Origin of the sequence: Allobosea thiooxidans, assembly GCF_900168195.1 — a bacterium.
In the GTDB taxonomy this organism is placed as follows: domain Bacteria; phylum Pseudomonadota; class Alphaproteobacteria; order Rhizobiales; family Beijerinckiaceae; genus Allobosea; species Allobosea thiooxidans.
The window spans coordinates 167,354-188,285 of sequence record NZ_FUYX01000007.1; the positions used below are offsets into that span (position 1 = coordinate 167,354).

Annotated in this window: 18 protein-coding genes; 9 read left to right on the forward strand and 9 right to left on the reverse strand. The window is 68.2% G+C overall.

What is annotated here, in order from left to right; genetic code table 11:
• Positions 1-156: 156 nt before the first annotated feature.
• Positions 157-414 (forward strand): exodeoxyribonuclease VII small subunit, encoded by a 258-nt coding sequence (locus B5Y19_RS14505; protein WP_079591645.1) that lies wholly within the window; start codon positions 157-159, stop codon positions 412-414.
• A gap of 5 nt (positions 415-419) precedes the next feature.
• On the opposite strand, the gene B5Y19_RS14510 is transcribed toward B5Y19_RS14505, so the two are convergent.
• Complete coding sequence (locus tag B5Y19_RS14510; RefSeq protein ID WP_055727575.1) at positions 420-1,334, reverse strand: LysR family transcriptional regulator; 915 nt, start codon at positions 1,332-1,334, stop codon at positions 420-422.
• 84 nt (positions 1,335-1,418) lie between these two features.
• Between B5Y19_RS14510 and B5Y19_RS14515 the strand changes: the two genes are divergently transcribed.
• The 4 genes from B5Y19_RS14515 (at position 1,419) to B5Y19_RS14530 (ending at position 5,811) form a co-directional block, all read left to right on the forward strand.
• Positions 1,419-1,976, forward strand: a complete 558-nt coding sequence (locus B5Y19_RS14515) for an NAD(P)H-dependent oxidoreductase (protein ID WP_079591663.1) — start codon at positions 1,419-1,421, stop codon at positions 1,974-1,976.
• A gap of 58 nt (positions 1,977-2,034) precedes the next feature.
• Positions 2,035-2,955 (forward strand): pirin family protein, encoded by a 921-nt coding sequence (locus B5Y19_RS14520; RefSeq protein WP_055727573.1) that lies wholly within the window; start codon positions 2,035-2,037, stop codon positions 2,953-2,955.
• A gap of 98 nt (positions 2,956-3,053) precedes the next feature.
• A complete protein-coding gene (dxs, locus tag B5Y19_RS14525; RefSeq protein WP_055727572.1) occupies positions 3,054-4,964 on the forward strand; it encodes a 1-deoxy-D-xylulose-5-phosphate synthase in 1,911 nt (636 codons plus the stop codon).
• Between the two features lie 124 nt (positions 4,965-5,088).
• The gene (locus B5Y19_RS14530; RefSeq protein WP_055727571.1) at positions 5,089-5,811 is read left to right on the forward strand and encodes a TlyA family RNA methyltransferase; all 723 of its coding nucleotides are present in this window, start codon (positions 5,089-5,091) and stop codon (positions 5,809-5,811) included.
• On the opposite strand, the gene B5Y19_RS14535 is transcribed toward B5Y19_RS14530, so the two are convergent.
• Positions 5,808-6,308: a hypothetical protein gene (locus tag B5Y19_RS14535; protein ID WP_055727570.1), complete on the reverse strand. Its 501-nt coding sequence runs from the start codon at positions 6,306-6,308 to the stop codon at positions 5,808-5,810. The two genes, B5Y19_RS14530 and B5Y19_RS14535, sit on opposite strands and share 4 nt — an antisense overlap.
• Positions 6,309-6,396: 88 nt before the next feature.
• On the opposite strand from B5Y19_RS14535, the gene B5Y19_RS14540 reads away from it, so the two are divergent.
• Together B5Y19_RS14540 and B5Y19_RS14545 are read left to right on the forward strand one after the other, a co-directional pair.
• Entirely contained in the window at positions 6,397-7,164 is a 768-nt protein-coding gene (locus B5Y19_RS14540; RefSeq protein WP_055727569.1) for an SOS response-associated peptidase, read from the forward strand.
• A gap of 49 nt (positions 7,165-7,213) precedes the next feature.
• Positions 7,214-8,812 (forward strand): gamma-glutamyltransferase family protein, encoded by a 1,599-nt coding sequence (locus B5Y19_RS14545; RefSeq protein ID WP_055727568.1) that lies wholly within the window; start codon positions 7,214-7,216, stop codon positions 8,810-8,812.
• 219 nt (positions 8,813-9,031) lie between these two features.
• Here B5Y19_RS14545 and B5Y19_RS14550 read toward each other — a convergent pair whose 3' ends face one another.
• From B5Y19_RS14550 to B5Y19_RS14570, 5 genes are all read right to left on the reverse strand, one after another.
• Entirely contained in the window at positions 9,032-9,808 is a 777-nt protein-coding gene (locus B5Y19_RS14550; protein ID WP_055727567.1) for an ABC transporter permease, read from the reverse strand.
• 25 nt (positions 9,809-9,833) lie between these two features.
• Entirely contained in the window at positions 9,834-10,637 is an 804-nt protein-coding gene (locus tag B5Y19_RS14555; RefSeq protein ID WP_055727635.1) for an ABC transporter ATP-binding protein, read from the reverse strand.
• A 145-nt stretch (positions 10,638-10,782) separates the two neighbouring features.
• Entirely contained in the window at positions 10,783-11,856 is a 1,074-nt protein-coding gene (locus B5Y19_RS14560) for an ABC transporter substrate-binding protein (protein ID WP_244555595.1), read from the reverse strand.
• Positions 11,857-12,209: 353 nt separating this feature from the next.
• Entirely contained in the window at positions 12,210-13,622 is a 1,413-nt protein-coding gene (locus B5Y19_RS14565; RefSeq protein ID WP_079591646.1) for an FAD-binding oxidoreductase, read from the reverse strand.
• Between the two features lie 15 nt (positions 13,623-13,637).
• Positions 13,638-14,876 carry a class I SAM-dependent RNA methyltransferase gene (locus tag B5Y19_RS14570; protein WP_055727565.1) on the reverse strand — a complete coding sequence of 413 codons (1,239 nt, stop codon included), beginning with the start codon at positions 14,874-14,876 and terminating at the stop codon, positions 13,638-13,640.
• A 141-nt stretch (positions 14,877-15,017) separates the two neighbouring features.
• On the opposite strand from B5Y19_RS14570, the gene B5Y19_RS14575 reads away from it, so the two are divergent.
• Positions 15,018-16,082: a cysteine synthase A gene (locus B5Y19_RS14575; RefSeq protein ID WP_411914154.1), complete on the forward strand. Its 1,065-nt coding sequence runs from the start codon at positions 15,018-15,020 to the stop codon at positions 16,080-16,082.
• Between the two features lie 198 nt (positions 16,083-16,280).
• Here the strand turns inward: B5Y19_RS14575 and B5Y19_RS14580 are convergent, their stop codons facing one another.
• Positions 16,281-17,648, reverse strand: coding sequence for a dicarboxylate/amino acid:cation symporter (locus B5Y19_RS14580; RefSeq protein ID WP_055727564.1), 1,368 nt, complete (start codon positions 17,646-17,648; stop codon positions 16,281-16,283).
• Positions 17,649-17,927: 279 nt separating this feature from the next.
• On the opposite strand from B5Y19_RS14580, the gene corA reads away from it, so the two are divergent.
• Entirely contained in the window at positions 17,928-18,986 is a 1,059-nt protein-coding gene (gene corA, locus B5Y19_RS14585) for a magnesium/cobalt transporter CorA (RefSeq protein WP_079591647.1), read from the forward strand.
• A 144-nt stretch (positions 18,987-19,130) separates the two neighbouring features.
• On the opposite strand, the gene B5Y19_RS14590 is transcribed toward corA, so the two are convergent.
• On the reverse strand, positions 19,131-20,906 hold the full coding sequence (locus tag B5Y19_RS14590) for an SLC13 family permease (RefSeq protein ID WP_055727563.1): 1,776 nt from the start codon (positions 20,904-20,906) through the stop codon (positions 19,131-19,133).
• Positions 20,907-20,932: the final 26 nt, after the last annotated feature.

The window sequence follows — 20,932 nt, forward strand, 5'->3', positions numbered from 1 at the left end:
GCGTCTCGAAGGATGTTCCAGGAGGCTCCGGGCTATTTCGAGCATCCTTCGAGACGCCACTGCGCGGCTCCTCGGGATGAGGGCCGAGTGTGTTCAAGCGGGTTGCGGCCAGACGCGCTCCGGCCGATAAGCTGACCCGCAAAGAGGAATCAGGCCGTGAGCGAAGAGAAGACCAACGCCGATATCGCCGCCCTGCCCTTCGAGGCTGCGATGAAGGAGCTCGAAGGCATCGTCGCGCGGCTGGAGCGCGGCGACGTGCCGCTCGAGGAATCGATCGCGATCTACACGCGCGGCGAGGCGCTGAAGGCACGCTGCGACGCGCTGCTGAAGCAGGCCGAGGCGCGCATCGAGCGCATCACCCTCGGCGCCGACGGCAAGCCGACGGGCACGACGCGCCTCGACGTCGAGGGCTGAGGCCCTCAGCCGGACCAGGCGGGCAACTCGGCCACCAGCGCCTCGATCAGCCGGGCGACGTGCTGGACCGCCGGATCATCGGCGCGGCGCTTGTGCCAGGCGCTGTGCAGCGGGAAGCCCTCGACCGCCAGCGGCGGCGGAAAGGTGACGAGCGCCTCGGCTGCATCCCCCGGCAGGCAGCGGCTCGGCAACAGCCCGATCATGTCGGAACCGCGCAGCAGCGCCGGCACCATCGCGAAACCCGGCACGACCATGCCGACATGCCGCGCGCGCCCGATCCGCGCCAGCGCCTCGTCGAGCGGCCCCGTCGTATCGCCGCGTCCCGAAACCAGCACATGCGGATGGGCGAGCCATCCATCGAGATCGAACGCCGCAGCAGCGGGATGACCGCGACGCATCGCGACGAGATAGCTTTCGCGCAGCAATTCGCGCCGGGTGAAATCCGCGTCGACCGCGGGAAAGACCGAGATCGCGAGATCGACGGTGCCGCGCCCCACCCCATCGAGCGCAGCCGCCGCGCCGTGCCAGGGCATGATGGCGACCGTGATTCCCGGCGCGGTCCGTGCCAGGCGGCGCTGCAGCTCGGGCGCGATCACCATCGCCGGGTAATCCGCCGTCACGACCCGCACGGTCTGCCGGGTCGCCGCCAGATCCGGCTCACGCTGCCCGAGGAGCGAGGCCATCCCGGCCAGCACCTCCTTGACCGGGCCCGCCAGCGCCTGGGCCTTCGGCGTCAGCACCATGCCGCCGGCGCCGCGTTCCAGCAGACGGTCGCCGAAGAGCTGGCGGCAGCGTTCGAGCGCGCTCGACATCGCCGGCTGCGACAGGCCGATCCGCTCCGCCGCCCGCGAGACATGGGCCTCGTCGAGCAACGCGTCGAGGATGACGAGGAGGTTGAGGTCGACCGCGCGTAAATTCATGAGATGGATATTACGATATATCGATCATCCATTGGAGTGATTTCATCGATGGCGGCACCTTCCTTCCATCCGAAGGAGGTTGCCATGAGCCAGACCCTGATCCTGCTGTTCCACCCACATTTCGAAAGCTCGCGCGCCAGCCGCGCCATGCTCGACGCGGCATCCCGCCTGCCCGGCGTCGCGATCGCCGATCTCCACGCGCTCTATCCCGACGGCCGCATCGACACGGATGCCGAGGTGGCGCGCCTCCTGGGCGCGGATCGCCTCGTCCTGCAGTTTCCGATCCAGTGGTACTCGACGCCGCCGCTGCTCAAGGCCTGGCAGGACGCCGTCCTGACCCGGATGTTCTACCTCGCTTATGAGGCGGAAGGGGCAAGGCTCGCCGGCAAGCCGCTGCTGGTAGCGGCGACGGCGGGCAATGTCGAAGCGGCCTATGCCCCGACCGGCACCAACCTGTTTCCGCTGACGGAACTGCTGCGCCCGCTGCAGGCAACTGCGCATCGCTGCGGCCTCGCCTGGGCCGAACCCTTTCTGGTCTATGACGCGCGCCGCGCCGACCAGGAGGCGCTGGCCGCGGCCGGCGACTACTATGCCTCCCGGCTGCGCCGGCTGGCGGCGCGGCCGGCGAGCGCCGCGGCCTGAACGGCCTTGCCCCGGGGCGGGAACGGGTTCAGGCTCCCGCCAGTTTGAGGAGGCCGCCATGTCGCAACTGCCAGCCGAAGATCCGATCCTGGGCGACGCCCGCTCCTGCGAGGCGATCGAGAAGGTGATCGTGCCGCGCACGCATGACCTCGGCGGCTTCCAGGTCCGCCGCGCTCTGCCGGCGATCGGCCAGCGCATGGTCGGCCCCTTCATCTTCTTCGACCAGATGGGGCCGGCCGAGTTCCATCTCGGCGAGGGGCTCGACGTCCGCCCGCACCCGCATATCGGGCTCTCGACCGTGACCTATCTCTTCGACGGCGAGATCATGCATCGCGACTCGCTCGGCACGGCGCTGGCGATCAAGCCGGGCGCGGTCAATCTGATGACGGCCGGCCGGGGCATCGTCCATTCCGAGCGCACCGGGCTGGAAGCGCGCGCCACCGGCCCGAAGCTCTACGGCATCCAGGCCTGGCTCGCCTTGCCGAAGACGCATGAGGAGATAGACCCGCAATTCGTGCATCACGGCGCGCCGGAGCTGCCGCGGATTGTCGAAGGCGGCAAGCGCATCAGCCTGATCATGGGCTCAGCCTATGGCCAGACCTCGCCGGTGCGGTTCCCCTGGGAAGCGCTCTATGCCGAGGCCGTGCTCTCGCCGGGCTCGATCCTGCCGCTCGACCCCGATTATGACGAGCGCGCGGTCTATATCGTCTCGGGCAAGATCGACATCGCCGGCGAGGAATTCGGCGCCGGCCAGCTCCTCGTCTTCAAGCCGGGCGACCGCATCTCGATCCTCGCCATCGACCAGAGCCGGCTGATGCTCGTCGGCGGCGAACCGATGGATGGCCCGCGCCATATCTGGTGGAACTTCGTCTCCTCCTCGAAGGAGCGCATCGATCAGGCCAAGCAGGAATGGAAGACCGGCCGCTTCGACACCGTGCCGGGAGACGACAAGGAATTCATCCCGCTGCCCGAGGGCTGAGCAGGCACCGGGCCGGCCCTGCGACAAGCACGGGTTTGCCAGCGCCCCGCGCAGACACTATTCCAGAGAGCCCTGCGCCAGAGAGACCGGACAGTCGCGTGCCCCGACCAGAGACTCCCCTGCTCGACCTCATCAACGACCCTGCCGACCTGCGCGCGCTCGACGATGCCCAGCTGCGGCAGCTGGCCGATGAGCTCAGGCTCGAGACGATCGACGCCGTCTCCGTCACGGGCGGCCATCTCGGCGCCGGCCTCGGCGTGGTCGAGCTGACGGTCGCGCTGCATCACGTCTTCGACACGCCGCGCGACAGGCTGATCTGGGATGTCGGGCACCAGGCCTACCCGCACAAGATCCTGACCGGACGGCGCGAGCGCATCCGCACGCTGCGCCAGCCGGGCGGCCTCTCCGGCTTCACCAAGCGCTCGGAAAGCGAATACGACCCCTTCGGCGCCGCCCATTCCTCGACCTCGATCTCGGCCGGGCTCGGCATGGCGGTCGGGCGCGATCTCGCGGGCGGAGGCAACGACGTCATCGCCGTGATCGGCGACGGCGCGATGTCGGCCGGCATGGCCTATGAGGCGATGAACAATGCCGGCGCGCTCGGCTCGCGCCTGATCGTCATCCTCAACGACAACGACATGTCGATCGCCCCGCCTGTCGGCGCGATGTCGGCCTATCTGGCACGGCTCGTCTCGGGCCGGACCTATCGCTCGATCCGCGAGGTCGCCAAGCAGCTCGCGGAGAAGCTGCCGCGCTTCTTCCACGACAAGGCAAGGCGCACCGAGGAATATGCCCGCGGCTTCTGGACCGGCGGGACGATGTTCGAGGAGCTCGGCTTCTACTATGTCGGGCCGATCGACGGGCATAATCTCGACCACCTGCTGCCGGTGCTGCGCAATGTCCGCGACGCCGAGAGCGGGCCGATCCTGGTCCATGTCGTCACCCAGAAGGGCAAGGGCTATGCCCCGGCCGAAGCCAGCGCCGACAAGTATCACGGCGTGGTCAAGTTCGACCCCGTCACCGGCCTGCAGGCCAAGGCGCCGGCGAATGCGCCGAGCTACACCGCCGTCTTCGCCAACGCGCTGATCAAGCAGGCGCGAGAGGATGAGAAGGTCGTCGCCGTCACCGCGGCGATGCCCTCCGGCACCGGGCTCGACGCCTTCGGCAAGGAGTTCCCGGCCCGCACCTTCGATGTCGGCATCGCCGAGCAGCATGCGGTGACCTTCGCGGCGGGCCTGGCGACCGAGGGCTACAAGCCCTTCGTCGCGATCTATTCGACCTTCATGCAGCGCGCCTATGACCAGATCGTCCATGACGTGGCGATCCAGAAGCTGCCGGTTCGCTTCGCGCTCGACCGCGCCGGGCTGGTCGGCGCCGACGGCGCCACCCATGCCGGCTCCTTCGACATCGCCTATCTCGCCTGCCTGCCCGACATGGTGGTGATGGCGGCGGCCGACGAGGCGGAACTGACCCATATGGTCGCGACCGCCACGGCCTATGACGAAGGGCCGATCGCCTTCCGCTATCCGCGCGGCGAAGGCGTCGGCGTCGAGATCCCGGATGTCGGCGTGCCGCTCGAGATCGGCAAGGGCCGCATCGTTCGCGAAGGCACGCGCGTCGCCCTGCTCTCGCTCGGCACCCGCCTGGGCGAAGCCCTGAAGGCGGCGGACCTGCTGGGCCAGCGCGGGCTCTCGACCACGGTCGCGGATGCGCGCTTCGCCAAGCCGCTCGACGAGGCGCTGATCCTCAAGCTCGCGCGCGAGCACGAGATCCTGATCACCATGGAGGAAGGCTCGGTCGGCGGCTTCGGCAGCCATGTGCTGCATCTCCTGGCCCGGAGCGGCGCGCTCGACGCCGGCCTCAAGGTGCGCGCGCTGACCCTGCCGGACAGCTTCCAGGATCACGACAAGCCCGATGCGATGTACGCCGCCGCCGGCCTCGACGCCGCCGGCATCGTCGCCGCCGTCGAAGGCGCGCTCGGAGCGCCGAGCGCCGTCAAGCGCGCCTGAGTCGCCCCCGCAAAATGGCAGCCGCGCCGACACTCTCAGCCCTCATCCTGAGGAGCGATCCGGAGGATCGCGTCTCGAAGGATGAGGGCTGGAGGGAACACCGCGCCCGAACCAGCGAAACGCCATGAAGAGCCGGGCGGACCAGTTGCTCGTCGAGCGCGGCTTCTTCGAGAGCCGCGCGCGGGCGCAGGCCGCGATCGCCGCCGGGCTCGTCAGCGCCGATGGCCGGCCGGTACGCAAGGCCTCGGAGATGGTGGCGCGGGACGCCGCGCTGACGGCCGAGGCGCCGCATCCTTACGTCTCGCGCGGCGGGCTGAAGCTCGCCGGTGCGCTCGACGCCTTCGACTTCGACCCGCGGGGGCTCACCTGCCTCGATGTCGGCTCCTCGACCGGCGGCTTCACCGATCTTCTGCTGAAGCGCGGCGCCCGCCATGTCGTCGCCGTCGATGTCGGGCGCGACCAGCTGCACGCCTCGCTGCGCGCCGATCCGCGCGTGACCAGCTTCGAGGGGCAGGACATCCGGACATTGGCGCCGGAAAGCCTGCCGGAACGGCCGGGCCTCGCGGCGATCGATGTCAGCTTCATCTCGCTCAGGATGGTGCTGCCGGCCGTGGCCGCGCTGCTCGCGCCGCAAGCCGGCATCGCCGCGCTGATCAAGCCGCAATTCGAGGCCGGCCGCGCCGCGCTCAAGAAGGGCATCGTCCGCGACGAGGCGATCCAGCGTCAGGTCTGCGGCGATATCGTCGCGGCGCTGCAGACGCTCGGCTTTGCGGTCGAGGGGCCGATCCCCTCCCCGATCGAAGGCGGCGACGGCAATCGCGAGTTCCTGGTCGGGGCGCGGCGCTAGCGCCCGAGCAGCGCGTCGATCTGCGCCTGCAGCGCGGCATCCTCGAAGGCGTCGATGTCGATCGCGCCATTCGCATTGATGAACTGGGTGGCGCGGCCGATCTGCCGGCGCAGCGCTTCGCTCGCGACCTCGATGATGACCGGCAGCTCCACCGGCTGCGGCGTCTCGGCGAGGAGCGCCGTCACGGTCCGCACCAGCCGGGCCATCGATCGGCAGGCATCCTCGAAGGCAGTCGCCCTGGCGGGGTCGATCCTGTCATAGGCTGCCAGCGCCGACGCAGCGCAGCGCAGCGGCGAAGCCCGGAAATGCTCGCGATAGCCGACGCACCGCCAAGCCTGGAGATCGGCGAGGATGCTGTCATCCATCGTCGCCATCTCGATCAGCATCAAGGCTTCGCTGAAGCGATTCAGGAAATCGGTCGACAGGCGCGGCGTTTGACCGGCCCCAGCCGGTTCGCCTGCCGCTCCAGCCCGCGCATGCGTCGCGATGACGGTCATTCCCTGCCCCAAATCGGCCGCGACTATGTTGGCCCAACCGGAAATAAAGTGTTGATCCAGATGCCTCGTGTCGAGGTAAACAGCCTGCATGTGCGGACGCTATGCGATTACTTTGCCACCGGAAGCAATGCGCGCGACCTTCGGCTATGGCGAGCAGCCCAATTTCCCGCCACGCTACAACGTCGCCCCGACGCAGCCGGTCCCCGTCGTGCTGGCGCAGGCCGGGGCGCGGCATTTCCTGCTGATGCGCTGGGGCTTCATCCCGGGCTGGGTGCGGGACGCGAAGGATTTCCCGCTTGTCATCAACATCCGCAGTGAGAGCGCGGCGGAAAAGCCCTCCTTCCGCAACGCGCTGACGCGGCGGCGCTGCCTGCTGCCGGCAGACGCCTTCTATGAATGGCGCCGCAGCGGCACGGGCAAGCCGGCGCGGAGCGAAGCCTTCCTGTTCCGCCGGCCGGATCGCGGTTTCTTCGCCTTCGCGGCATTGTGGGAGACGTGGAGCTCACCCGACGGCGCCGAGATCGACACCGTCGCGATGATGACCGGGCCGGCGAACGGCACGATGGCACCGATCCACCATCGCTGCCCGATCATCCTCGATCCTGATGACCATGATGCCTGGCTCGATCCGCAGGCGACGGCGCAGCAGATCTCGCCGCTGCTGAGGCCGCCGCCGGACGACCTGTTCGAGGCCGTCGCCATCGGCGACGCCGTCAACAAGGTCGCCAATGACGGCCCGGAGGTGCAGCGCGCCCTGGCGGAGCTGCCACAGCCGGAAGCGCCGGACGAACCCAAGCGCCATGCGCGCAAAGCGACCCGGCGTCCCGCCGATGACGGGCAAGGCAGCCTGTTCTGAGGCCGGAATCGTGCTCTGATCTCCGCGGAAACGACGAGGAGACCCCAAGATGCACGGCCGCCGCCCGACCATGACCTCACGCCACGGCATGGTTGCCGCGGCCCATCCGCTCGCCGCCCAGGCCGGCGCGCGGCTTCTGGCCCAGGGCGGCAATGCCTTCGATGCGGCTGCGGCGACCGCAGCGGCGCTGAATGTCGTCGAGCCCTTCATGTCGGGCCTCGCCGGTATGGGCCTTGCCACGATGTGGGTGGCGGCCGAGAAGCGCGTGCGCGTGCTCGACTTCGTGCCGCCGATCCCGGCGAGCTTCCCGGCCGAACGCTTCAGCAAGCGCAGCGATCTGGAGCGCGGCGCGCTCGCCGTCGCTTCGCCGGGCAATCTCGCCGGCTGGTGCGAAATCGTGAAGACCCACGGCCGCAAATCGCTGGCGGAGGTGTTCGCGCCGGCGATCGCGCTGGCACGGGACGGTTTCGCACTGGCGGAGTTCGGTGCGGCGGAGTTCGAGGAGAATGATCCGCTGCTGGAGAAGATTCCGGCGCTCTATCCGGCCTGGTCCAAGAACTACCGACCCGATGGCCGGCCGATGCATCTCGGCTCGGTGCTCGTCCAGTCCGATCTCGCCAGGACGCTGAGCGAGATCGCCGAGAAGGGGCCTGACCATTTCTACCGTGGAGCGCTCGGCGAGAAGGTCGTCGCACATCTGCAGGCGCTCGGCGGCTCGCTGACGATGGCGGACCTGGCCGCGGTGAAGATGGTGTGGCGCGAACCGATGGCGGCGAGCTTCCAGGGGCTCTCCGTGCATGTGCCGCCGCCGCCCTGCGAGGGCTTCCAGTTCCTGCTGACGCTGCGCCTGCTGGACGGGATCGATCTTGCGTCCAAGCCGAGGGACGGGGCGGACCATCTCGACCTCGTCTATCGCGCCATCCGGCTGGCGGCGGGCGAGCGCATCGCCCATAACAATCCCTCGCCGGAGAAGCTCGCCGAGATCATGTCCGATGCCTCGGTCGAGCGGCTGCGCCGGCGCCTCACGGACGGCCAGCCGGTGACCGGGCCGACCGAGCAGTGGGTGCCGCAGGAACAGGAGGACCCGGCGCACACCACCTCGCTCTCGATCGCCGACAAGGAAGGCAACCTGATCTGCATCACGCAGAGCCTCGGCAGCCCCTTCGGCAGCGGCGTCGTGGTGCCCGGCACGGGGCTTTGCCTCAACAACTTCCTGTACTGGGCGGACGTGCAGCCGGGCAGCCCGAACCGCTCGAAGCCCGGCGACGCGCTGCCGATGTGCATGTCGCCCTCGCTCTCGACACGCAACGGCAAGCCCGTGCTCGCGCTCGGCACGCCCGGCAGCTACGGCATCATGCAGACGCAGGCTCAGGCCATGGTCCAGCACCTCGCCTTCGGGCTGCCGCTGCAGCAGGCGATCGAGGCGCCGCGCGCCCGGCTCTGGGACGGCCGGCTGGTCGAGATCGAAAACCGCGTCGCACCGGAGACGATCGCCGAGCTCGTCCGGCGCGGCCATGAGGCCCGCGCCTTCGATGTCGGCTGGACGATGCGCTGCGGCGGCATGCAGGCGGTGGCGATCGATCCCGAAACCGGCGTCTTCACCGGTGCCGCCGATCCGCGCCGCGACGGCTACGTCGCGACGCCGTAGACCTCCACCGCCGTTCAGGGGCATGGCGAAGCCGTGTGCCCGCGAACACGACGGCTCTCCAGAAGCGTCATGCTCGCCCTTGTGGCGAGCATCCGCTTCTTGAACACGACCTTCGAGCAGCGAAGACGTGGATGGTCGGGACAAGCCCGATCATGACCGTAGGCGTCGTGTTCATGCATTCCGGTTCAGGCCTTCGGACCACCCCGGGATGACGGTGGATCAGGTAACGATCTCGCCGCGGAAGGCCCAGCGGGTCATGCGCCGCTCGACCAGGGCGCAGAGCGCGTAGAGCGCAATGCCCATGATGGCGATGGAGAACAGCCCGGCGAAGGTTGTCGGCGCGTCGTTGCGCGCCCCGGCCGAGAGCATCAGGAAGCCGATGCCGCGATTGCCGCCGACCGTCTCCGATAGCACCGAGCCGATGAAGGCGAGCGTCACCGCCACCTTCAGGCTGGCGAAGAGATAGGGCATCGCGCGGGGAACGCCGACCTTGGTCAGGATCTCCCATTGGTTGGCGCCGAGCGAGCGCATCACGTCGCGCATCTCCGGCTCGATGGTGGCAAGCCCCGTGGCGACGTTCACGACGATCGGGAAGAAGGAGATGACGAAGGCGGTGATCACCGCCGGCAGCGCGCCGACGCCGACCCAGATCATCAGGATCGGCACGATCGCCACCTTCGGGATCGCGTTGAAGGCGATCAGCAGCGGGTACAAGCCCGCATAGACGAAGGGCGAGGCGCCGATGGCGAGGCCGAGCAGCAGGCCGAAGCCGATCGCCAGCGCGAAGCCGATGATCGTGGTCCAGAGCGTCTCCAGGCAGAAGCGCAGCAGGATGTCCCAGCGCTGGATCATCGTCTCGAATATCCGCGTCGGGCGCGGCGCCAGGATCTCCGGCACGTCGAAGACGATGCAGGCCAGCTCCCAGAGCAGCAGCAGACCCGCCATGGCGAGCCAGGGCATAGCGGCGAGCAGGACGCGCTTCTGAGTCTCCGTCATGGTTCTTGTCCTGCCGGGGGCCGCATCACGCATGCTCCATATGGATGCGCTCGCGCAGCTCGTGGACGATGTCGACGAACTCGACGGAGAAGGTCGTCTCCAGCGTGCGCGGGCGTGGCAGCTCGACCTTGCGGATCTTGACGATCTTTCCGGGGCGGCGGCTCATCACATAGACGGTGTCGGCGAGGTAGACCGCCTCGCGCAGGTCGTGGGTGACGAGCACCGCGGTGAAGCGGCGCTCCATCCAGAGCTTCTGCATCACGCTCCAGAGTTCCTCGCGCGTGAAGGCATCGAGCGCGCCGAAGGGCTCGTCGAGCATCAGGATATCCGGCTCGTGGACGAGCGCTCGGCACAGGCTCGAGCGCTGCTGCATGCCGCCCGAGAGCTGCCAGGGATATTTCTGGCCGAAGCCGCCCAGGCCGACCGAAGCCAGCAGCGCCTCGCCGCGCGCGATGTACTCGGCCTTGTTGGAGCGGAAGCGGCGCTTATGCGGCTCCACCACCTCGAGCGGCAACAGGATGTTGTCGAGCGTCGTGCGCCAGGGCATCAGCGTCGGCGCCTGGAAGGCCATGCCGACGCCGCGGATCGGCCCCTTGACGACCTGGCCATGGACTCGGACCTCGCCGCCGCTCGGCGGCAGCAGGCCGGTGACGAGCTTCATCAGGGTCGACTTGCCGCAGCCGGACGGGCCGACCACGGCGATGAACTCGCCCTTGGCAATGGAGAACGTCGCATCCTCCAGCGCCTGCAGGCGCGAAGGCCCGCTGCCATAGGCGAGGCTGACCTGACGCAATTCGACGAGGGGCGGTGCGGTCGTGACGGCCGTCATGCGATCGCCCACGCCGTCATGCTCGCCCTTGTGGCGAGCATCCATGTCTTGAACGCTGCCCTCTCCGGAAGAAGACGTGGATGGTCGGCACGCGGCCGACCATGACGAAAAGCGCGCCAATGCCCTGCGGCCCGCGAAATGCGGCTCAAGGCGCGACCATCCGCTCCGCCTTCGGCGGCAGGAACTTGGCCGAGAACACCTTGTCCGGCTCCGGCGCCGAGGGCAGGTCGAAGGCCTCGGCGACGTCCTTGACCGAGCGGGCGAAGCGGGCCGGGTCGACATCGCCCATGCCGTTCTGCTTGACGAAGGGCGTCAGCACGTTGAGCCGGAGCGACATGTCGAGGCGCTCGGTCTCCAGCTTCTCGTCGATCAGCGGATCGCGCTTCTTGGCGGCGGCGATGCCCAGCGCCGGATTGGCCGCGACCTCCTTCCAGGCCTTGGCTGTGGCGCGCAGGAAGCCGGTCACCGCCTCCGGCTTCGCCGCAAGCGCCGGCGAGATGATGATGCCGTTGCCGTAAACATCCATCTTGTAGTCGGAGTAGTTGAACGAGACGACGTCCTCCGCCTTCACGCCGCGCGCCTTGAGGTCGAGGATCGACGAGAAATAATGGCCGGAGATGAAGTCGACCGTGCCCTGCACCAGCGACTGCTCGCGCAGCTGCGGCGTCAGGTTGACGTGCTGGACGCTCTTCGCATCAACGCCGGTCTTCTTGGCGAAGGCCGGGAACAGGCGGAACGAGGCGTCGAAGACCGGGGCGCCGAGCTTCTTGCCGGCGAGGTCGGCGGGCTTGGCGATGCCGCTCTTCTTCAGCGCATGCACACCGAAGGGCGGGAAATCATAGGCCATGAAGACGCAGAGGATTTCCTTGCCGGCGTTCTTGGCATTGTACTCGATCAGCGAGTTCACATCGGCGAAGCCGATATCGTAGGCGCCCGTCGCGACGCGCTGGACCGCACCGGCCGAGCCCTGGCCGGGGTCCATCGTGACGTCGAGCCCCTCGGCCTTGTAGTAGCCCTTGTCGAGCGCCACCAGGAAGGGCGACGTCGGCCCCTGGAAGACCCAGTCCAGCGTGAACTTGATCGGCGTCTGGGCTGCCGCCGGCACCGCCCCAGCCAGTGCGACGGCGCCGGCCAGAGCCGCCCCGACAAGGCCGCGCCGCGTCGGGCCGGTGCCCGTCATCCGCGCGCAATTCGACAGCATCCGCGTCACGCCGATCATAGCAGCCAACCCCTCATGTTCTCGTTATGAGGCAGGAGGCTAGAGACGAGGCGAAAAACGGTCAATCGAGCGCGCCGCGCTTCCTGCCAGATTTTCGAGCAGGAGGCGCCGGCGGCGGCGTTTTGCGATGCAGGCTGCCGAGGCGGCGGGCAGTTTTTGGAGGCTGTGGTTCTCGCGCTTTCTTCCCATCCTCAGCCCTCATCCTGAGGAGCGCTTCGCAGAAGCGCGTCTAGAAGGATGTTTCAGTGGACTCAGGAGCCTCCTGGAGCATCCTTCGAGACGCCATTTCTGACGAAATGGCTCCTCAGGATGAGGGCTGAGCGAGCATGCACCCGAGTCGGTTACGCGCAGGCTCAGTCCTTCGCCAGCACCGAGCCGGGGTTGAAAATCCCCTGCGGATCGAGCGTCTTCTTGATGCTGCGCATCAGATCGAGCTCGACCGGGTCCTTCACGCCCGGCAGCAGGTCGCGCTTGAGGCGCCCGATGCCGTGTTCCGCCGAGATCGAGCCCTTGAGCTCGGCGACGATGGCGTGGACCATCTCGTTCATCTTGCTCCAATTGGCGAGGAAGCCGGCCTTGTCGGCGCCTACGGGCTGGCTGACGTTGAAATGGATGTTGCCGTCGCCGAGATGCCCGAAGGGCACCGGCCGGCAGCCCGGCACCATTGCCTCCACGGCCGCGATGGCGCGGTTGAGGAATTCGGGCGTGGCGTGGACCGGCACCGAGACGTCGTGCTTGATCGATCCGCCCTCATGGATCTGCACCTCGGAGAGCATCTCGCGCAGCTTCCAGAAATCGGCGCGCTGGGTCAGCGAGCCGGCGAGCGCCGCATCGGTGACGATGCCCTTCTCCAGCGCCTCGCCGAGGAAGGTCTCGACCGCCTCGTCGAGCCCGGCCGGCACCTGGGCCGAAACCTCCATCAGCACATACCAGGGCGATGGCCCGGAGAGCGGATCGCGCGCGCCCGCGGCATGGCGCAGGACGAAATCCAGGCCGACGCGCGGCATCAGCTCGAAGGTGGTCAGCGTGCCGCCGGCCCCGGCCTTGGCGGCGTTGAGCAGCTCGAGCGCCGCTTCCGGGCTCGGCACGGCGAGGAAGGCGGTGGCGCGCGCCGCCGGCATCGGGAAGAGCTTGAGCACCGCCGCGGTGATGATGCCGAGCGTGCCTTCGGCCCCGATGAAGAGGTTCTTCAGGTCGTAGCCGGTGTTGTCCTTGCGCAACTGGCGCAGGCCGTTCCAGATGCGCCCGTCGGGCAGCACGACCTCCAGCCCCATGCAGAGGTCGCGGGCATTGCCATAGGCGAGCACGGCCGTGCCCCCGGCATTGGTCGAAAGATTGCCGCCGATGGTGCAGGAGCCTTCGGAGGCCAGCGAGAGCGGAAAGAGGCGGCCAGCCGCCTCGGCCGCATCCTGGGCCCGCTTCAGGGTGACGCCGGCCTCGACGATCATCGTGTCGCCATCGGTGTCGACGGCGCGGATCTTGTCGAGGCGCTGCAGCGAGAGGACGATCTCCCTGCCCTCGCCGATCGGGATCTGGCCGCCGACCAGGCCGGTATTGCCGCCCTGCGGCACCAGCGCCGTGCGGGTCTCGGCCGCGAGCTTCACCAGTTCGACCACCTCGGCGACCGTGCCGGGACGAACGATGGCCTGCGCCTTGCCGCGGAAGAGATCCCGCCACTCCTTGAGATAGGGCACCATCGCGTCGGCATCGGTGACAACGTTCTTCGCACCGACGATGCCGGCGATGCGATCGAGAATTGCGCTCATCCTGAAGCCCTGTCCTCAGCCCTTCCTGCCTCGCCGGAACACGCCGACGAGTTCGACATGAGCGGAATAGCGGAACTGGTCGACAGGCGTCACACCCTCCAGCGCATATCCGCCCGCAACCAGCGTCGCAGCGTCGCGCGCGAAGCTGCCGGGATCGCAGGAGACATAGATCACGTCCCGGACCTTCGCGGCCGCCAGCCGCTTGACCTGCGCCTCGGCGCCGGCGCGCGGCGGATCGAGCACCACGACGTCGAAACCGTTGAGCTCATGCTCCAGCAGCGGGCGGCGGAACAGGTCGCGCGTCTCGGTCGCGATCGGCTTCAGACCCTGCGTCGCGCCGGCCCCCTTGGCCAAAGCGAGCATCGCCGCCTTGTCGCTCTCGACGGCGAGCACCTGCATGCGCTCGGCCAGCCGGAAGCTGAACGGGCCGCAGCCGGCAAAAAGATCGGCGACGCGCTTGCCCTTGGGCAGCGCCGCCATGACGAGGCCGGCCAGGGCCTCCTCGCCGGCCGCCGTCGCCTGCAGGAAGCCGCCCGGGGCCGGCGCGACCAGCGCCTTGCCCATGTGCTGCAGCGGCGGGCGGCGCTCGACGACGACGTCGCCATGAATCGAGAGCCGGGCCAGATCGAGCCTTTCGGCCAATGTGGTCAGGGCCAGCCTGAGCTTGTCGCCGAGCGGGCCATGGCCGCGCACATCGACATCGAGCCCAGCCTCGGAGGCGGTCACCTGGATGTCGAGCGGCTTGGCGGAGCCGCCGAGCCGGTTCGCCAGCAGCAGCGCCACGGAAGGAGCGCGATCGAGGCCCGGCGCCAGGACCGGGCAGGCCTCGACGGCGATCAGCTCATGGCTGCGTGCCGCCATGAAGCCGACGACCATCGCCTCGCCCTGGCGGCGGGCATGGAAGGTCACGCGCCGGCGCCCCGCGCCATGCGCGTCGACGAGATCGGCGACCGGAGCCTCGATGCCGGCGCGGCTCAGCGCCGTGACCATCTGCTGGCGTTTCCATTCCCGGTACAGGCCGGGCGCCATGTGCTGGGCGGCGCAGCCGCCGCAACGGGTGAAGAGCGGGCAGATCGCGGCGATGCGGGATTGCGACGGCGCGACGATCTCGACGAGCTGGCCGCGCTCGCCGTCGACCACGGCGCGTACCGTTTCACCTGGCAGCGCATAGGGGATGAAGACGCTGCCGGACGGCGCCTGCGCGATGCCGTCGCCACGCTGGCCAAGGCGATCGACGGTTAGAATTTCGTTCATGGCGAGCCGTGGAGAAGGATTTTCTCCCGACGGCGACTTGGCGACTGGCATTGTTCCGAACTCGGGGCGTGCCGCCCGCTCGCTGATGACCTGGATAAGGCTTTCGCCTATCAGGTCAGGGACGAATTGGGAAATCCGGCCATGACCATCCGCGCAAAGATCGACATGAAGGACGGCGTCATCGAAGCCATCGGCAACACCCCGCTCATCAAGCTGCAAAGCGCCTCGGACGAAACCGGCTGCACCATCCTCGGCAAGGCCGAGTTCATGAACCCCGGACAGTCGGTGAAGGACCGCGCCGCGCTGGCGATCATCCGCGACGCCGAGGCGAAGGGGCAGCTCAGGCCGGGCGGCGTCATCGTCGAGGGCACGGCGGGCAATACCGGCATCGGCATCGCGCTCGTCGGCAACGCGCTGGGCTATCGCTCGGTCATCGTCATCCCGGAGACGCAGAGCCAGGAAAAGAAGGACATGCTGCGGCTCGCCGGCGCGACGCTGGTCGAGGTGCCGGCAGCGCCCTACGCCAATCCGAACAACTATGTGAAGGTCTCCGGCCGCCTGGCCGAAGAGCTGGCGAAGAGCGAGCCCAACGGTGCGATCTGGGCGAACCAGTTCGACAACATCGCCAACCGGCAGGGTCATCTCGAGACTACCGGCCCGGAGATCTGGGAGCAGACGGCGGGCAAGGTCGACGGCTTCATCTGCGCGGTCGGCTCCGGCGGAACGCTCGCCGGCGTCGGCATGGCGCTGAAGGCGCGCAACCCCAAGGTGACGATCGGCCTGGCCGACCCGATGGGCGCGGCGCTCTATTCCTACTACACCAGCGGCGTGCTCAAGGCCGAGGGATCCTCGATCACCGAGGGCATCGGCCAGGGCCGGATCACCGCCAATCTGGAGGACGCGCCGATCGACGTCGCCTTCCAGATCCCGGATGCGGAAGCGGTGCAGATCGTCTTCGACCTGCTTGAGCAGGAGGGGCTGTGCCTCGGCGGTTCCTCCGGCATCAACGTCGCCGGCGCGATCCGGCTGGCGAAGCAGATGGGCCCGGGCCACACCATCGTGACGGTGCTGTGCGACTACGGCACGCGCTACCAGTCGAAGCTATTCAACCCGGATTTCCTGCGCTCGAAGAACCTGCCGGTTCCCGGCTGGCTGGAGCGCGACGGCTCGGCTCTGAAGCAGGTCGTCAGCCAAGTGATGGCCTGAGACAGGCCCCATAACCCTGTTTCCAGCTCGTCATGCTCGCCCTTGTGGCGAGCATCCACGTCTTGAACACAGCCTTCGATCAGCGAAGACGTGGATGGCCGGGACAAGCCCGACCATGACGGCGAATGTCATGTTCATGGATACCGGGCCCGCCGCTTCGCGGCGGGCCCGGGCATGACGGCGTGTCGCCCCTTGCCTTCACGCCGCGCGCGGCGTCGCGTCGATCGCCTCGATATCGCCGGCGCGGTCGTACTGCGCCTGATCGAGGATGCCCTGCCGCTTGGCGACGAGGGTCGGCACCAGCGCCTGGCCGGCGACGTTCACCGCGGTGCGGCCCATGTCGAGGATCGGGTCGATGGCGAGCAGCAGGCCGACACCGGCCAGCGGCAGCCCCAGCGTCGACAATGTCAGCGTCAGCATCACCGTCGCACCGGTCAGGCCCGCGGTCGCGGCCGAGCCGATGACCGAGACGAAGACGATCAGCACATATTCCTGGATGCCGAGCGGGACGCCGTAGAACTGCGCGACGAAGATCGCCGAGATCGCCGGATAGATCGCGGCACAGCCATCCATCTTCGTGGTGGCGCCGAGCGGCACGGCGAAGGCAGCGTATTCGCGTGGCACGCCGAGGCTCTTCTCGGTCACCGCCTCGGTCACTGGCAAGGTTCCGATCGAGGAGCGCGAGACGAAGGCGAGCTGGATCGCCGGCCAGGCGCCGGCGAAGAAGCGCGCCGGCGACAGCCCGTGCAGCACGAGCAGCGCGGGATAGACCGCGAGCAGCACGATGGCGAGGCCGAGATAAACGGCGATCGCGTACCAGGAGAGCTGCTCCAGGGTCTGCCAGCCATACTGCGCCACGGCGTTGCCGAGCAGGCCGATGGTGCCGATCGGCGTCAGCCGGATCACCCACCACAGGATCTTGCGGACGATCGCCAGCAACGACTCGTTGAAGGCCAGGAAGGTGCTGGCGCGCTCGCCGACCTTCAGCGCCGCGACGCCGACGACGATCGAGATGACCAGCAGCTGCAGCACATTGAAGCCGAGCCTGGTGGTCGCCGCCCCGCCATCGATCCGCGTGGTCGCCTGCAGGCCGAACACGTTGGCGGGAACGAGCCCCTTCAGGAAATCGAGCCAGGAGCCGACCGTGCCGGGCGCCTTGGCGCTGGCGGCGGCCACGCCCGCATTGATCCCGGGCTGGATCAGCAGACCGAGCGCGATGCCGATCAGCACCGCGACGAAGGCGGTGACGGCGAACCAGAGCAGGGTCTGCCAGACCAGCGCCGCCGCATTCGAGAGCTGCCTGAGATTGCTGATCGAGGCGACGATCGCGGTGAAGATCAGCGGCGGCACCAGTGCCTGCAGCAGCTGCACGAAGATCGAGCCGGTCGTCGCGAGCGTGGTCGTCAGCCAGTTGGGCTGACCCGGCGCGACCGGGCCCATGTTCCGCGCGACCCAGCCGAGCACGAGGCCGATCACCATCGCCGCCAGAACCTGGAAGCCGAAGCTGGAATAGAACGGTTTAGCACCGGCGCCAGCAGCGCCGGCCCGGGGTATCGATGTGGTCATGACAGGATCTCGTCGATCGCCGCAAGCGGCTGAATTTATGAGCTTATATATACGGTCCGGGTCCGCTTCCGCAAAAGCCGATACTTCCGTTTTGCGCGGCGCCTGCGAGAAGAACATGCTGCCGATGGGCGGAATGGGAGAAGATCGATCCCATCACGGCGAAGATCGAGGCTTTCCGGATCATCCCGCGAGACGCCGCCTTGTCGCAAAGAGGATTTCCTCCGAGACGGAACAGTTCTAGCCTGTCGACCGTGATCCCACGGCCGACGAGGTGATCGCATGGCAGTCTCGCGCGTCAGGGTCGCCGCCAAGGCAATACCGGAACCGCTCCCGAGCGATCCTCCGGGCGAAAAGGGCCATCTTCATGCCGCCGGCGTCGTCGCGGCGGGCGTCTATGCCCATGGCGTGCGCGTCGCCGACATCCCGGTCGAAGAGGCCGGCGACTGGTCCCGCAAGGACGATCATGTCGTCTGGATCGGGCTGTTCGAGCCGGATTCCTCCCTGCTCAAATGCGTGCAGCAGCAGTTCAACCTGCATCCGCTCGCGGTCGAGGACGCGACCAACGCCCATCAGCGCCCCAAGCTCGAGCAATATGGCGACGCGCTGTTCGTGGTGGCGCGCACCGCGCAGCTGAGCGAGGGGCGCATCACCTTCGGCGAGACGCATATCTTCGTCGGGCGCGGCTATATCGTCAGCGTGCGGCACGGCGCCTCGACCTCGTACACATCGGTCCGGCAGCATTGGGAGACATGCCCGACCTCGCTGGCGAAGGGCGAGGACTTCATCCTCTACGCGATCCTCGATTTCATCGTCGACAACTACATGCCGGTGCTCGAGGCGATCCATGACGAGGTCGAGGAGATCGAGGACAAGGTCCTCGCCAGGCCGATGGCGCATGCCGATATCGAGCGGCTCTACATGCTCAGGCGCGACCTGCTGCGGCTGCGCAATGCCATCGCGCCGCTGGTGGATGTCTGCCAGCGGCTGACCAACGGCAACGTGCCGCAGGTGCGCCCGACGCTCGCGCCGATGTTCCGCGACGTGACAGACCATGTCCGCACCGTGCAGGAGAAGATCGACAGCCTGCGCGAGGTGCTGGCCTTCGCCTTCGAGGCGAGCCTGCTCGTCGGCCAGAGCCAGGAGAACGCGATCACCAAGCGCCTGGCGTCCTGGGCCGCCATCCTGGCCGTCCCGACCGCGGTCGCCGGCATCTACGGCATGAATTTCGAGAACATGCCGGAGCTCAAGACCCATTACGGGTATTTTGCCGTGCTGGCAGTCATCGGCGCCTCCTGCGCCGTGCTCTACTGGCGCTTCAAGCGCAATGGCTGGCTTTAAGGCTCCGAGCAGGCGGATCGTCATTGCGAGCGAAGCGAAGCAATCCAGGGGGATTGGGTTCTGCGCCTCCTCCAGTCTCCCTGAATTGCTTCGTCGCTTCGCTCCTCGCGATGACGGCGAGCTCACAGCGAACGGAATACCCGCTCACTTCAGCGGCCAGACCAGCAGGATCATCGGCACGGCGAGCAGGATGACGATGAGGGAAAGCGGCGCACCGAGCCGCGCATAATCGCTGAAGCGGTAGCCGCCCGGGCCCATCACCAGCGTGTTGCACTGATGCCCGATCGGCGTGAGGAAGTCGCAGGCCGCGCCGATGGCGACGGCCATCAGGAAAGCGTCGGGATCGTAGCCGAGATTCCTGGCGAAGCCCGCGCCGATCGGCGCCATCACCAGCACGGTCGCGGCATTGTTGAGGAACGGCGTCACCGCCATCGCGGCCACCAGCATCAGCGCGACCGCAGCCCAGCCCGGCAGGCCGCCGCCGATCATGGCGAGCCAGGAGGCGAAGAGATCGGTGGTGCCGGTGGTGCGCAGCGAGTCGCTGACCGGGATCAGCGCCGCCAGCATCAGCAGGATCGGCGCATCGATGCTCTGATAGGCCTCGCGCAGCGGCAGGCAACGCAGCGCGATCAGCAGCACCGCCGCCGCGAAGAACACGAGCGGCACAGGGGCCAGACCCGCCGCCAGCGCGACGATCGCCGCCAGCGTGATCGTCATCGTCAGGACGACGCGGCGTGTCGAGCCCAGCGGCACCAGCCGGTCGGCCAGCGGCAGCAAGCCCATCTCCGGGAGCTTCTCCGGGAGCAGCTTCTCGTCGCCCTGGATCACCACGATGTCGCCGGCCCGCAGCCGGATGTCGCGCAGGCGCTGGGTGAAGCGCTCGCCGGAACGGCTGATCGCGATCATGTTGACGCCGAAGCGGCTATGCAGCGCCAGGTCGCCGGCCGACTGGCCGATCAGCGCCGAATCCGGGCCGATGATCGCCTCCGCGATCCGGTCCGGGTCGAGCGCGTCCTGCTTCTCCGTCGGCCGGTCCTTGCCGATCAGATCGAGCCGACCTTCGGCGACGACGCGCTCCAGCACCGAGGCATCACCGCGCAGCAGGAGGATATCCCCTGCCCTCAGGCCCGCATCCGGCAGCGGGGCCTGCACGCGCCGCTCGTTGCGCAGGATCGTCACGATCTCGGCGCCGCCGCCGATCGCCTTGAGGTCCGCCACGGTCTTGCCGGCGAGCGGGGACTTCTCGCCGAGCCTCGCCTCGGTCAGGTAGTCCTTGATGTCGATCGCCTGCTCGAGCGAGACCGCTCCGCGGCGGTTGCGCGGCAGCAGGCGATAGCCGAGGCTGAGGAAGGCGCAGCCCGCCAGCGCCACGACGATGCCGACGGGGGCGAAATCGAACATGCGGAAGGGCTCGCCGCCGAGCTCCTGGCGCACGCGCGAGACGATGACGTTCGGCGAGGTGCCAACCAGCGTGACGATGCCGCCGAGCAGCGAGGCGAAGGCCATCGGCATCAGGAAGACGGAAGGCGATTTCCCGTCCTTGCGCGCGAGCTGGTAGGCGATGGGCAGCATCATCGCCAGCGCGCCGATGTTCTTGATGATCGCCGACATGATGGCGACGGCGAAGACGAGCAGCGGCACCTCGAGCTGGGTCGAGGACAGGCGCGGCCCCAGCTTCGAGAACAGCCGCTCGATGATGCGCGAGCGCGCCACCGCCGCGCTCAGCACCAGCGCGCTGCCGACGATGATGACGATATCGTCCGAGAAGCCCTTGAAGGCTTCCGCAGCCGGCACCACGCCGAGGCCGACGCCGGCCAAGAGCGCGAGCATCGCGACGATGTCGTAGCGCAGCCGCCCCCACAGGAACGCCGCCATCATGCCTGCGACGAGAAGGACGGAGAGAATCTGGGGCTGGGTCATCCGGCCTTCGTCGTCATCGGTGCAGG

What these genes read in the sequence shown, in the direction of transcription:
- B5Y19_RS14510 (WP_055727575.1), bottom strand. Translation starts at nt 1,334, where the DNA reads ATGAATTTACGCGCGGTCGACCTCAACCTCCTCGTCATCCTCGACGCG.
- B5Y19_RS14515 (WP_079591663.1), top strand. Translation starts at nt 1,419, where the DNA reads ATGAGCCAGACCCTGATCCTGCTGTTCCACCCACATTTCGAAAGCTCG.
- B5Y19_RS14520 (WP_055727573.1), top strand. Translation starts at nt 2,035, where the DNA reads ATGTCGCAACTGCCAGCCGAAGATCCGATCCTGGGCGACGCCCGCTCC.
- B5Y19_RS14530 (WP_055727571.1), top strand. Translation starts at nt 5,089, where the DNA reads ATGAAGAGCCGGGCGGACCAGTTGCTCGTCGAGCGCGGCTTCTTCGAG.
- B5Y19_RS14535 (WP_055727570.1), bottom strand. Translation starts at nt 6,308, where the DNA reads ATGACCGTCATCGCGACGCATGCGCGGGCTGGAGCGGCAGGCGAACCG.
- B5Y19_RS14540 (WP_055727569.1), top strand. Translation starts at nt 6,397, where the DNA reads ATGTGCGGACGCTATGCGATTACTTTGCCACCGGAAGCAATGCGCGCG.
- B5Y19_RS14545 (WP_055727568.1), top strand. Translation starts at nt 7,214, where the DNA reads ATGCACGGCCGCCGCCCGACCATGACCTCACGCCACGGCATGGTTGCC.
- B5Y19_RS14550 (WP_055727567.1), bottom strand. Translation starts at nt 9,808, where the DNA reads ATGACGGAGACTCAGAAGCGCGTCCTGCTCGCCGCTATGCCCTGGCTC.
- B5Y19_RS14555 (WP_055727635.1), bottom strand. Translation starts at nt 10,637, where the DNA reads ATGACGGCCGTCACGACCGCACCGCCCCTCGTCGAATTGCGTCAGGTC.
- B5Y19_RS14560 (WP_244555595.1), bottom strand. Translation starts at nt 11,856, where the DNA reads ATGATCGGCGTGACGCGGATGCTGTCGAATTGCGCGCGGATGACGGGC.
- B5Y19_RS14565 (WP_079591646.1), bottom strand. Translation starts at nt 13,622, where the DNA reads ATGAGCGCAATTCTCGATCGCATCGCCGGCATCGTCGGTGCGAAGAAC.
- B5Y19_RS14570 (WP_055727565.1), bottom strand. Translation starts at nt 14,876, where the DNA reads ATGAACGAAATTCTAACCGTCGATCGCCTTGGCCAGCGTGGCGACGGC.
- B5Y19_RS14575 (WP_411914154.1), top strand. Translation starts at nt 15,018, where the DNA reads ATGACCATCCGCGCAAAGATCGACATGAAGGACGGCGTCATCGAAGCC.
- B5Y19_RS14580 (WP_055727564.1), bottom strand. Translation starts at nt 17,648, where the DNA reads ATGACCACATCGATACCCCGGGCCGGCGCTGCTGGCGCCGGTGCTAAA.
- corA (WP_079591647.1), top strand. Translation starts at nt 17,928, where the DNA reads ATGGCAGTCTCGCGCGTCAGGGTCGCCGCCAAGGCAATACCGGAACCG.
- B5Y19_RS14590 (WP_055727563.1), bottom strand. Translation starts at nt 20,906, where the DNA reads ATGACCCAGCCCCAGATTCTCTCCGTCCTTCTCGTCGCAGGCATGATG.